This is a genomic window from Rhizobium sp. HT1-10 (assembly GCF_049472505.1).
GTDB lineage: Bacteria > Pseudomonadota > Alphaproteobacteria > Rhizobiales > Rhizobiaceae > Rhizobium.
The window spans coordinates 511433-523928 of sequence record NZ_JBCEBQ010000002.1 but is presented as its reverse complement, the minus strand read 5'-3'; the positions used below and the strand labels follow the sequence as shown (position 1 = coordinate 523928).

The following is a 12496-nucleotide window of genomic DNA, read 5'->3' as shown; positions in this document are numbered from 1 at the left end:
TAAGCTCCCCCTGCAACATCGCTCAGGAGACCGCATGCCCACATTGTTTCGCTTCCTCGTTTTCTGCGTGGTAGTAGCGGGGGCAGTCTATGGGGCAATGTGGGCGCTGGCGCTTTTCGTCGAGCCAAAGCCGCGCGACATCACCATCCGCATCCCGGCCGAAAAGCTCAATCCGCCGTCAACGGGCACGATCAAGCCATGAGGGACCTCGGCCGCGCCCATATGGAGTCATTCCTCGAGATGATGAGCGCCGAGCGCGGCGCTGCGGCCAATACGCTGGCGTCCTACCACCACGATCTCGACGATCTCCAAGGATTCCTGAAGGCCCGCTCCGTAGGGATCACCGAGGCCGCTTCGGCCGACCTCGCCGCTTATCTCGCAGGACTTTCCAACCAGGGCTTCAAGGCCTCGTCGCAGGCCCGCCGTCTGTCGGCCATGCGCCAGTTCTACAAATTCCTCTATGCCGAGGGACTGCGCACCGACGACCCGACCGGCATCCTCGACGCGCCGAAGAAAGGCCGCTCGCTGCCGAAGATCATGGGCGTCGAGGAGGTCAGCCGCCTGCTCGCCCAGGCGGAAACCGAAGCCGAGCAGGAAGGTCCGAACCAGCTGCAGCGCATGCGCATGCTGGCGCTGCTGGAGTTGCTCTATGCGACGGGCATGCGCGTCAGCGAACTCGTCTCGCTGTCGGCCAAGGTGCTCGACCATGAAGGCCGCTTCCTGATGATCCGCGGCAAGGGCAACAAGGAGCGGATGGTGCCGCTGTCGCACTCGGCCATCATTGCCATGAAGGCCTACGGCCGGATGCGGCTGGCGCTCGAGGCTGCGGCCAAGGAGCCGCCGCCGGAGAGCCCGTGGCTGTTTCCGTCCTCGTCGAAGGAAGGCTATCTGCCGCGCCAGGTATTCGCCCGCGATCTCAAGGATCTGGCCATTCGCGCCGGCCTGACGCCGTCGATGATCTCGCCGCACGTGCTGCGCCACGCCTTTGCCAGCCATCTTCTTGCCAATGGCGCCGATCTGCGCGTTGTGCAGGAACTGCTTGGCCATTCAGACATTTCCACGACACAAATCTATACCCATGTGCTGGAAGAACGCCTTCACCAACTGGTGCAAACGCATCACCCCCTTGCCAAACAGGCGAAAAAGCAGGATTAGGACCGGCAACAAAGGCTGGAGCCTGAAAAACCCGCCCGCGCAAAAGGAACGGAAACGCCCCTCATGCACCAATATCTCGATTTCGAAAAGCCCATCTCCGACCTCGAAGGCAAGATCCATGAGCTGAAAAAGCTCGCCCTCGAAGACGAGAGCATCGATACGTCGGACGAGGTCGGTAGGCTCGAGGGCCGGGTCCACGAGGCAACCCTCGAGATCTATTCCAAGCTCAACGCCTGGCAAAAGACGCAGGTCGCGCGCCATCCGCAGCGTCCGCACTTCATCGATTACTCCTCGGCCCTGTTCGAAGAGTTCACGCCGCTCGCCGGCGACCGCAAGTTTTCCGAGGACGCCGCCATCCAGGCCGGCCTCGCCCGCTTCCGCGGCCAGCCTGTCGCCGTCATCGGCCAGGAAAAAGGCAGCGACACCAAGATGCGGCTGAAGCACAATTTTGGCAGCGCCCGTCCGGAAGGTTACCGCAAGGCCATCCGCGTGCTCGAGATGGCCGACCGCTTCGGTCTGCCGGTCATCACGCTGGTCGACACCGCCGGTGCCTATCCCGGCGTCGGTGCCGAAGAACGGGGCCAGGCGGAAGCCATCGCCCGTTCGACGGAAATGTGCCTCGGCCTCAAGGTTCCGATCATATCGGTGATCGTCGGCGAAGGCGGCTCCGGCGGCGCCATCGCGATTGCCACCGGCAATCGCATCTACATGCTGGAGCATTCGATCTACAGCGTCATCTCGCCCGAAGGCGCTGCCTCTATCCTCTGGCGCGATTCCGCCCGCGCCAAGGAAGCGGCGACCAACATGAAGATCACGGCCGAGGACCTGAAGGCCTTCGGCGTCATCGACGGCATCATTCCCGAACCGCTCGGCGGCGCCCATCGCGATCCGCAGACGGCGATCGCTGCGACCGGCAATGTGATTGCCGCTGCGCTCGGCGAATTCTCGGGTATTTCCGGCGAACAGGTGCGCAACGAACGCCGCCAGAAATTCCTCGCCATGGGCCGCAATCTCTAGCCAAGACGCGCGCAGACGCGCCTCTCGGCGCGTCGATGCAGACCAATGGGGCCAAACCTTGGCCACAATAATGTTATCCAACAACCTCTTGGCAAAGAAATGCTTGCCTGGGGGCACTGGCCGATGCATAGGCTGGTAAGGAATCGTCAAGCATAATTGCCTATGAATTGGTTTCGTTGATGGGGTTGCGATAGGGGTCGGTGGACAATTATCGCGTCTAGGGCTTAGTCAGACATGCGCATACGTTACCTTGCCTCTCTCTCGCTGATGGCGCTGGCACTCGCCGGCTGCAACGATACGTTGGACTCCGCCACCGCGATCGACCTCTCAAAGGTCAAGAACAAGGTCGAACAGCCGCTTCCCGACCGCATCGTCGCCGAGATGGCGAAGAAGGGCATGGACCGCAATTCGCCGATCATGATCCGCATCCTCAAGGAAGAGGGCGTCATGGAGATCTGGAAGGCGAAGACCGACAACCGCTTCGACAAGATCGCCGACTACAAGATCTGCGCCTGGTCGGGCCGCCTTGGCCCGAAGGTCAAGGAAGGCGACCGGCAGGCGCCCGAAGGCTTCTACAACCTCACGCCGGCCAACCTGAACCCGAACTCCAAATATTACCTCGCCATCAACACCGGCTTCCCGAACAAGTACGACAGTGCCAACGGCCGCAGCGGCGTCAACCTGATGATCCACGGCGCCTGCTCGTCCTCCGGCTGCTATTCGATGACGGACCAGCAGGTGCTGGAAATCTACGCCTTTGCCCGCGACGCCTTCAAGGGCGGCCAGAAGACTATCCAGCTCGAAGCCTTCCCCTTCCGCATGACGGCCGAAAACATGGTCCGCCATCGCCTGAGCTCGAATATCGACTTCTGGAAGATGCTGAAGGCCGGCTACGACGATTTCGAGGTGACCAAGCGGCCGCCTGAGGTCGAGGTTTGCGAAAAGAAATATGTCTTCAACCAGCAGGCGGATGGCCCGTTCAACGCCAGCGGCAAATGCCCTGCCATGACGACCCCGCCGGCGCTGCAGTCGGCACTTGTGGCCTACAACAAGAGCTACAAGCTCGACTACGACAAGGCGATGAGCAAATACAGCGATACCGCCTGGTACGATCCGACCGAGGCCGAGCGCAAGGCCGTCGTCGCCAAGCAGCGTGCCGGCCATGACCTCGCCTACGCCCCGACAGGGTCGGCGCTGGCTGCCGGCAAGATCATGAAGGTGACGGAACTCGAGACGCTGATGGCCCGGCAGTCGAACCTGCCGACGACATCGCCGACCGTCATGGCCGGCATGCCGTCGGGCATCCACACGGCCAAGGCCAACATCGCCCAACTGCCACTGACAACGGCGACCATCGCAACGGCAACGCCGGTCCCCGAGCCGACCGCGGTCGCTGTCACGCTGCCGGCGACCGTACCGGTGCCGGCCGAAAATCCGCTCGCCTACACCCAGGTGCCGGTCGAGAGCGCCCAGAACCAGCCTTCCGACAAGAAGGCGCCCTTCTGGAAATTCTGGTCGAAGAGTGAGTAGTCCAGACGCCGGGACCTATGATCTGCGCGGACTGAAATGTCCGCTTCCCGTGCTGAAGACCAAGAAGCGGCTGGCGTCGCTCGCTGTGGGCGCCACGCTCACGGTCGAGACCAGCGACCCGCTCGCCGTCATCGATATCCCGCATTTCTGCAACGAGAACGGCCACGCGCTCGTTGAGAGCACGAAGACGTCAGACGGCCATCGCTTCGTGATCCGCAAGGCCTGAGCGAAAGGCCGTCAGACGGAAGCGTACAGATTCGCCCCCGCCCCGCGACCGCCTCAGAGACGCATGCCGGGGATAGCCAGCGGATTGTTCTCCAGCGCCTCACGGTCCGGCGTATCGATGCGCGGCTTGCCGAGGAAGGCGTCGAACAGGTCCTTCACGAAAGCCTCCGGCAGGTCCTTGGTGATCAGCACCATGCGCGTGCGCCGGTCGGCCGGATCGGGCCAGGCGGGAAGCCGCACCGGCGCGTGAAAGATGTTCTGCACGCCATGCAGCACGACCGGCCGCTCCGGACGATCGGACAGCGCCACGATCGCCTTCATCCGCAACAATTTCTCGCCATGGGCGGAGCGCAGCAGATCGATGAACATCTCGAGCGCCATCGGATCGATGGGCTTGCTCTCGACGATCGAGAAGGAGCGGATCGACGCGTCGTGCCGATTGACGTCGTGGCCATCCTGATGATCGTGGGCATGGTGATGGTGATGCCCATGGCTGTGCTCATGATGATGCTCATCATCGTGATCGTGATCGTGATGATGGTCGTGCCCATGGGCGTCGGCCGCCATCTCATCCTTCAGCCATCGGCCGACATCGGCAATCTTCGAACCGGGGTCGTAGAGCCCGTTGACCAGGATGGCGGCGCGGCCTGCCGCCTCGCTGTCGCCATCGACGATTTCGGCCCGGGGATTGAGCAGCCGCAGCCGCGCTTCCAGCTCGGAAAATGGCGCAGCCCCCTCCATCGCAGCCTTGGAGATGACGAGCCGGTCGGCGACAGCCACCTGCTTGCGCGCCTCTTCGTGATTGTCGAGTGTTCGCAGGCCATTGACCGCATCGACAACGGTGACCATGCCGTCGAGATCGAAACTCTCGGCGATGATCGGATTGCCCATGATCGCCTGCATGACCGGAGCCGGATCGGCAAGTCCCGTCGTCTCGACGACGATACGGCGCAGCGGCCGGCTGCGGCCGGTCTGCATCCGGTCCATCAGCATCGCCAGCGTGTCGACCAGTTCGCCTCGCACGGTGCAGCAGAGGCAGCCGTCCGACAGTTCGATGATCGCATCGCCGGAGCTTTCGACCAGCAGATGGTCGATGCCGACATCGCCGAACTCATTGATGACGACAGCCGTGTCGCGCATCTCCGGATCCTTGAGGATGCGGTTGAGAAGCGTCGACTTGCCGGCGCCGAGAAAGCCGGTGAGGATGGACGCCGGCACCTTGTCAGGCCTGCTGTTCATGATTGGATTCCGTTTAATTTGTCGGGCGCGGCTGCGGCACCGGGATGCCGGCCACATCCCCGAGGCCAGGCTGTGTACCGTCCTGCACTGAAGCCTTGTCGGCCGCTGCATCCGGCCCGCCGATCAGGCCGGCATAGGTGAAGATCGGCTCACGAGTTCTCTCGTGGATATAGGGAGAAAGGATCTTCATCCGGCCGGTCGGGTCGCGCGTCTCGCTGCGCATCTGCGCGCCCTTGGCGCTGCAGATCTCATTGGTGACATCGGCCACCTGATCCTGGCCGGGGCCATAGGGCTTCAGTGTCTGCAGCGTGTCGTTGCCGGGAAGCTGCGTGGTGAAGCCTTTTTCGAGCATATCCGCCGACATGTCGGCACGCTCCGCCAGGCTGTTGGTCCCGAGCACGACGGAAATCAGCGTCCTGCCGTTGCGGGTGGCTGATGCGATCTGGTTGAAGCCGGAGGCACAGATGAAGCCGGTCTTCATGCCGTCGGCGCCATTGTAGCGACCGATCAGGAGATTGATGTTCGGCACCTGCTTGACGCCATTGGTAAAGCCCTCAAGCGCGAAATAGCCGGCATATTGCGGAAACTCGCGGCGGAGCGCGACGGTGACGATCGCCAGGTCACGGGCGGTGGTATACTGGCCCTTGCCCGGCAGGCCGTTCGGATTAATAAAATGCGAGCTGGTCATCCCGAGACGCGCCGCTTCCGCATTCATCTTGGCGACGAAGCCCTGTTCCGAGCCGCCGACCGTCTCGGCAATCGCCATGGCCAGGTCGTTGGCCGATTTCACCAGCATCATCTTCAACGCGCTGTCGAGCGTCATCTTCTGGCCAGGCTTGAAGTACATCTTGGCAGCCGGCTGGGCCGCGGCATGCTTCGTCATCACGACAGGCGTGTCGAGGCTGATCTGGCCGGCCTGGATGGCACGAAACGTCGTATAGACCGTCATCAGCTTGGTCAGTGATGCCGGATACCACTTTCGGAATGCCTCTTCGTGCTCCAGCACGCGGCCAGTGCTGACATCGACCAGCATATGCGGATTGGCTGAGGCCACCGAAGCGCCGCTCAGGAAGACCGCCGTGACGGCCGCACCGAGGGGCAAAAGTCGCAGGGCGGCAAACAAGGAATTCTGCTTTGTCGGCACAGTCTGTCCTTCAATGTCCGGAATTTTCTCGAACGCCGCATTTATTTAACCTATATGGCTATGAGATGGCAAAGGCGATCGGCGGTTTATTTCCGTTGTCCCACGCCACAGCAAAAGATTGATCAGCAGGAAAGTCCACTATGCCTATCTTGAACAGAGCAGCGGAACTGCAGGACGAAGTCACTGAATGGCGCCGCCACATCCACGCCCATCCGGGACTTCTGTATGCGGTCGAGGAAACGGCTGCCTTTGTCGCTGAGAAGCTGAAAGCATTCGGCGTCGACGAAATCGTCACCGGCATCGGCCGCACCGGCGTCGTCGGTATCATCCGCGGCCGCGGCGAAGGCCGCACCATCGGCCTGCGCGCCGACATGGATGCGCTGCCGATGACAGAAATCTCCGGCAAGCCCTGGGCCTCGAAGACAGCAGGCAAGATGCATGCCTGCGGCCACGATGGCCACACCGCCATGCTGCTCGGCGCCGCAAAATATCTTGCCGAGACCCGGAACTTCACCGGCAACGTCGCCGTCATCTTCCAGCCGGCCGAAGAAGGCGGCGCCGGCGGCAAGCTGATGGTCGAGGACGGCATGATGGACCGGTTCAAGATCGCCGAAGTCTACGGCATGCACAACATGCCGGGCATTCCCGTCGGCCAGTTCGCCATCCGCAAGGGTGCGATCATGGCGGCAACCGACGAGTTCAGCATCGTCGTCAAGGGCCGTGGCGGCCATGCCGCGATGCCGCACACGACGATCGACCCGATCGCCATCGGCGCCCAGATCGTCACCAACCTGCAGATGATCGCGTCCCGCAACGTCGATCCGCTCGGCTCGGCCGTCGTCTCCGTCACCAAGTTCAACGCCGGCTTCGCCCAGAACGCCATCGCCAACGAGGCAACGCTCGCCGGCACCGTGCGCACCCTGGATGCAGCCGTGCGCGACCTCGCCGAGCAGCGCCTGCGCCAGGTCGTTGCCGGCATCATCGCCGCCCACGGCGCCGAGGCCGAGGTTCGCTACAACCGCAATTATCCGGTGACGTTCAACCACGCCGACCAGACGGACTATGCGGCCGAGGCCGCCCGCTCCATCGCCGGCGACGCCAATGTCAATGCCGAGGTCGACCCGATGATGGGGGGCGAGGATTTCTCCTACATGCTCAACGCCCGGCCCGGCGCCTTCCTGTTTCTCGGCAACGGCGACACGGCAGGCCTGCACAATGCCGCCTACGACTTCAACGACGAGGCGATCGCCCACGGCATCTCCTTCTGGGTCCGGCTTGCCGAACAGCGCCTCGGCGCCTAGTCCAACGCCAGGCGCGCTACGACCGCAGCGCCGCCAACGGCCGGGCGGCCATCGCCCTGTGCCTCCGGAGCTCGATCCGGCCCAACCGATTTAAACCTGCTCGCAGTCGGCATTGATCAAAATCAATGCCGACTGCGACTTCCGTTCTAGTCTGCAGGGAATGGACGACGACAGCAGGCAAGATCTGCCTGTCTATCGCCCTGGCAGATATTTCGGAGGACGAAGCAATGCAGGCAAAGAACGTGATGACCACCAAGGTCGTCTCCATCCCCCCGACCGCAAGCGTGCGCAGTGCCGCCCTTTCGATGACTGCCCATAACATCAGCGGTCTACCCGTCGTCGACGACGGCCGCATCGTCGGTATCGTCACCGAGGGCGACCTTCTGCGCCGCGTGGCGCTGCGGCCGACGGAACCGGTGCACAATGGCGACGCGCGGGACGAGCGCCGGGCCCTGACCGAATATGTGCTTACCCACGGCTGGTCGGTCGCGGACGCCATGTGCGGCGAGATCGTCACCGTTGGTCCCGATACCGATGTCCGGGAAATCGCCGGCATCATGCTCTCCCGGCGGATCAAGCGCGTGCCCGTTGTCGACAAGGGGCAGCTCATCGGCATTATCAGCCGCTGCGACCTGCTCGGCATGATCATCGATGCGCCGTTCGACATCGTCGCTTCTGGTGACGAAAGCATTCGGCTTGCCATCGCCACCCGGCTGCGGGGCGACCTCGGCATCGATCCCGAGCGTGTCGACCTCAAGGTATCGGATGCGCGCGTCTCCGTCGGCGGACGTCTGGAGACCAACCTCCAGAAGAAGGCCGTCCGCGCGCTTGTCGAAAGCGTTCGCGGCGTCGCCGCCTATGTCGACAACACCACCCTGCCAGATTGATCTTCCCGGATCGGCCCGTCGAGAAACGCCATGAACAAATCCCAGAGACTGAACAAGCCCCTCCAGACCGTGTCGCGCGGCGTCTTCGCCAACGACGTTCTGGGGATCATGCAGCGCGAGAACGTCAGCACCGTCCTGGTGGTCGAAGGCGGCGTCGTCATCGGCACGGTGACAGACCGCGACATCGCCATGAAATGCCTGCTTTCGGGCAAGCTTCCCGGCGCCATCACGGCCTTCGACGTCATGGCGCTGCAGCCGAACGGATGTATCGGCAAGGCCATGCGCCAGGCGGAACTGCATATCATGGAATAGCGGCCGATCACCCCATGCGACCCCTCCCCTGCAGCAAACGCCGAAGGCTGATTTCGGCAAAAGATGAGTTGCGAGCAAGGCGAGGCTGCGTTATTGGAGACCGAGGCTAAGTGCCTATGTCCACGTAGCTCAGTAGGATAGAGCACAGGATTCCTGGTTGCATTAATTGGGGGCTACAGCTGAAAGGCTTTAGTCGATCTGCTCAAAGTCGGGGAACGCTTCGCTGGTCTTCCAGCATGCCAATCCCGAGCCAAGCTTCGGAGAAATCCGTTGAAGGTGTAGAGACTGGATGGGCAGCACCTAAGGGCCTTAAGCCTATGGTGAAGGGACAGTCCAGACCACGAACGTCTTAGGACGGCGGCTAAAGCCGAAGTGGTATGAATCCTGGGGTCGGAGGTTCGAATCCTCTCGTGGACACCATTTTCCTATTTTTTACCTTTAAAACAATAGCTTAGACAGCCACTGCATGGCCTAAAATCAGCATCCGGTCGAGTGAACCCGGCTGACGCGTTGTGACATTTGCGCAACCGGGCTGCACGATGCGCCCGTTGCGGGGTGCTCTCCACGTGATCGTTATTGCTACATTTCGTCGCTGCGATATTCTCGGGGTCAGTGAGATTCGCCGCTTTCAGGCGGAAATGTCCCGCGATGGGGTCCCACGGCGATTGGTATTCGGTTCTTTCCCACCAGTCCCAAACATTTGGATTGATCATGAACATTCGGACACTGCTGTTGGGCTCGGTTGCGGCTCTCTCCATGGTCTCCGGCGCGCGCGCTGCTGACGCGATCGTCGCCGCGGAACCGGAACCTCTTGAATATGTTCGCATCTGCGACGCTTATGGTGCCGGCTATTTCTACATTCCGGGCTCTGAAACCTGCCTGAAGATCGGCGGCATGGTCCGCACCGAAGGCGAATGGAAGGATGCCTACCAGCCCGACCACAAGATCGGCACCTTCTGGCACACCCGCGTCGAGCTCAACGTCGATACGGCGACCGATACCGAGTACGGCGCCCTGAAGACCGAGATGGTCTACCGCTTCGAATCGTCGGAAGGCATCAACACCAACAAGGTGCTGTTTGCCAATATCAGCATCGGCGGCTTCCTGGTCGGCAAGGCTGACTCGCAGTTTTCGTCCTATCCGGGCTATGCCGGCGACATCATCCAAGACGACGTCATCTCCTACGGCCCCGGACCGATCAACACCGAGCTCAACCAGCTGACCTACACCTACGAGCCGGGCAACGGCTTCACCGCGATGGTCTCGCTGGAAGATTCGCAGTCGGCTTCCGATGCCGACTATGACAGCGGCTACGTGCAGAGCAACGGCCGCAGCTGGCAGGTCTCGAAGGCCGATCATTACACGCCCGACGTCGTCGCCGGTCTCGGCTACAAGTCCGGCATGTGGGGCATCAAGGTCGTCGGCGGCTATGATTCGATCGTCGAGGAAGGCGCCATCAAGGCCCGTATCGACGCCGATTTCGGCACCTTCTCGGCCTTCCTGATGGGCGGCTGGAACACGGACGGCGACAAGCTCAACAAGTATGCTTCCGGCTACGTCACCGATGGCGCTTGCCCGGCGAACAGGGAAGAGCTGTGCGGTTGGGGTGACTGGGCTGTCTGGGGCGGCGTCAACGTTGCGATCAACGACAAGCTGAAGGGCAACGTGCAGCTGGCCTACACCGACTCGAAGATCTTCGCGGCTGCAGCCAACCTGCAGTACAAGCCGGTCGGCGGCTTCACCATCGAGCCGGAAGTCGAATACACCAACTGGGATTCGACCAACAGCGACACCTGGGCCGGCATCCTGCGCTTCCAGAGGAGCTTCTGATCCGACCGGATTCAGCTATAGTCGATACCAGGGCCCGGATTCCGGGCCCTTTTCTTTGTTTATTCCCTGTCGAGTGTTTTGATCGAGATCCCCATGCTGCGTCGGTTCTTTTCCTATTACGCACCTTATAAAAAGCTCTTCTTCCTCGATTTCGGCTGCGCGGTGCTGGCCGGCCTGCTCGAGCTCGGCTTTCCGCTGGCAACCAAGCTGTTCATCGACACGCTGCTGCCGGGCCAGGACTGGGGCCTGATCGCCGGCGTCGCAGCCCTGCTGCTCGTTGTCTACGTGGTCAACACCGGGCTGATGGCGGTGGTCAACTACTGGGGGCATGCGCTCGGCATCGGCATCGAAACCGACATGCGCCGCCAGGCGTTCGACCATATCCAGAAGCTCAGCTTCCGCTATTTCGACAACAACAAGACCGGCCACCTGATCACCCACGTCACCAAGGATCTCGAGGAGGTCGGCGAGGTCGCCCATCACGGTCCGGAAGATGTCTTCATCGCCATCATGACCTTTGTCGGCGCCTTTATCCTGATGTTCACGGTGCATTGGAAACTGGCGCTGCTGACGACAGCCATCGTCCCGGTCATGACCTGGATGGTCAGCCGCTACGGCGCCAGGATGACCGAGAACTGGCGCAAGCTGTTCGGCCAGGTCGGCGAATTCAACGCCCGGGTCGGAGAGAGCGTAGGCGGCATCCGCGTCGTCAAGGCCTTTGCCAACGAGGACCACGAGCGCGCGCTGTTTGCCGTCAACAACGAGGGCTACAGGGCGACCAAGCTGAATGCCTATGCCTATATGACGGCAAGCATCACCCTCTCCTACTTCGGCACCCGCTTCGTCCAGCTCGTCGTGATGATCGCCGGCACCTATTTCGTCATCCACGGCGAACTCAGCTATGGCGGCTTCGTCGGCTTTCTGCTGCTGGTCAACGTCTTCTTCCGCCCGATCGACAAGATCACCTCGGTGCTCGAGAGCTATCCGAAGGGGATTGCCGGATTCAAGCGCTTCACCACGCTGATCGATACGGCGCCCGACATCGCCGACCGTCCCGGCGCCGTCGCGGTCGCGCATCTGAAGGGCGACATCGCCTACAAGGACGTCAGCTTCGGCTACGATGCCAACGGCAAAATCCTCGACGGGCTGAACCTGTCCATCAGGGCCGGCGAGACCATCGCCTTCGTCGGCCCCTCTGGTGCCGGGAAGACAACCATCTGCTCGCTGCTGCCGCGCTTCTACGAGGTCGATAGCGGCACCATCAGCATCGATGGGATCGATATCCGCGACATGACGCAGGCCTCGCTGCGGGCCCAGATCGGCATCGTCGCCCAGGACGTCTTCCTGTTCGGCGGAACGATCCGCGAGAACATCGCCTATGGCCGCCTCGGCGCCAGCGATGAGGAGATCCTAGAGGCGCTGCGGCGCGCAGCCCTTGCGGACTTCGTGCTGTCGCTGCCGGACGGCCTGTCGACCCGCGTCGGCGAACGCGGCGTCAAGCTTTCAGGCGGCCAGAAGCAGCGGCTGGCGATTGCCCGGATTTTCCTGAAGAACCCGCCGATCCTGATCCTCGACGAGGCAACCTCGGCGCTCGACACGGCGACGGAATATGCCATCCAGCAATCGCTGGCGGCGCTGTCGGAGGGACGCACGACGCTGGTCGTCGCTCACCGGCTTGCCACCATCCGCAATGCCGACCGGATCATCGTCGTCGGCCCCTCCGGTATCGTCGAGGACGGCACGCACCACGAGCTTCTGACCCGAAAGGGCGCTTATGCTGAGCTGCACGATGCGCAGTTCGGCGCACTTCGCTAAACGCTCACGCGAGAAGCCCGTACGCAACGCCCCACGGCGCG

General features: G+C 62.2%; 12 protein-coding genes. 10 read left to right on the top strand and 2 right to left on the bottom strand.

The window, feature by feature from the left end:
• The first annotated feature begins 34 nt into the window (after positions 1 to 34).
• From VH564_RS07545 to VH564_RS07525, 5 genes are all read left to right on the top strand, one after another.
• Positions 35 to 202 carry a hypothetical protein gene (locus VH564_RS07545; RefSeq protein WP_423339187.1) on the top strand — a complete coding sequence of 56 codons (168 nt, stop codon included), beginning with the start codon at positions 35 to 37 and terminating at the stop codon, positions 200 to 202.
• Entirely contained in the window at positions 199 to 1155 is a 957-nt protein-coding gene (xerD, locus tag VH564_RS07540; protein WP_423339186.1) for a site-specific tyrosine recombinase XerD, read from the top strand. The genes VH564_RS07545 and xerD overlap by 4 nt, the downstream gene beginning before the upstream one ends.
• Positions 1156 to 1218: 63 nt before the next feature.
• Entirely contained in the window at positions 1219 to 2172 is a 954-nt protein-coding gene (locus tag VH564_RS07535; RefSeq protein ID WP_423339185.1) for an acetyl-CoA carboxylase carboxyltransferase subunit alpha, read from the top strand.
• A gap of 234 nt (positions 2173 to 2406) precedes the next feature.
• The gene (locus VH564_RS07530) at positions 2407 to 3702 is read left to right on the top strand and encodes a L,D-transpeptidase family protein (RefSeq protein WP_423339184.1); all 1296 of its coding nucleotides are present in this window, start codon (positions 2407 to 2409) and stop codon (positions 3700 to 3702) included.
• Positions 3695 to 3928 carry a sulfurtransferase TusA family protein gene (locus VH564_RS07525; RefSeq protein WP_423339183.1) on the top strand — a complete coding sequence of 78 codons (234 nt, stop codon included), beginning with the start codon at positions 3695 to 3697 and terminating at the stop codon, positions 3926 to 3928. Before VH564_RS07530 ends, VH564_RS07525 begins: the two co-directional genes overlap by 8 nt.
• A 53-nt stretch (positions 3929 to 3981) precedes the next feature.
• On the opposite strand, the gene VH564_RS07520 is transcribed toward VH564_RS07525, so the two are convergent.
• Both VH564_RS07520 and VH564_RS07515 read right to left on the bottom strand, forming a co-directional pair.
• Positions 3982 to 5166, bottom strand: a complete 1185-nt coding sequence (locus VH564_RS07520; RefSeq protein ID WP_423339182.1) for a CobW family GTP-binding protein — start codon at positions 5164 to 5166, stop codon at positions 3982 to 3984.
• A 13-nt stretch (positions 5167 to 5179) separates the two neighbouring features.
• Complete coding sequence (locus tag VH564_RS07515) at positions 5180 to 6310, bottom strand: D-alanyl-D-alanine carboxypeptidase family protein (RefSeq protein WP_423339181.1); 1131 nt, start codon at positions 6308 to 6310, stop codon at positions 5180 to 5182.
• 140 nt (positions 6311 to 6450) lie between these two features.
• Here VH564_RS07515 and VH564_RS07510 point away from each other — a divergent pair, with 140 nt between their 5' ends.
• The 5 genes from VH564_RS07510 (at position 6451) to VH564_RS07490 (ending at position 12455) form a co-directional block, all read left to right on the top strand.
• A complete protein-coding gene (locus VH564_RS07510; RefSeq protein WP_423339180.1) occupies positions 6451 to 7611 on the top strand; it encodes a M20 aminoacylase family protein in 1161 nt (386 codons plus the stop codon).
• A gap of 227 nt (positions 7612 to 7838) precedes the next feature.
• Positions 7839 to 8498, top strand: coding sequence for a CBS domain-containing protein (locus tag VH564_RS07505; RefSeq protein ID WP_423339179.1), 660 nt, complete (start codon positions 7839 to 7841; stop codon positions 8496 to 8498).
• Between the two features lie 30 nt (positions 8499 to 8528).
• A complete protein-coding gene (locus VH564_RS07500; protein ID WP_423339178.1) occupies positions 8529 to 8810 on the top strand; it encodes a CBS domain-containing protein in 282 nt (93 codons plus the stop codon).
• 711 nt (positions 8811 to 9521) lie between these two features.
• Complete coding sequence (locus VH564_RS07495; protein ID WP_423339177.1) at positions 9522 to 10640, top strand: porin; 1119 nt, start codon at positions 9522 to 9524, stop codon at positions 10638 to 10640.
• A 93-nt stretch (positions 10641 to 10733) separates the two neighbouring features.
• Positions 10734 to 12455, top strand: coding sequence for an ABC transporter ATP-binding protein (locus tag VH564_RS07490; RefSeq protein ID WP_423339176.1), 1722 nt, complete (start codon positions 10734 to 10736; stop codon positions 12453 to 12455).
• Positions 12456 to 12496: the final 41 nt, after the last annotated feature.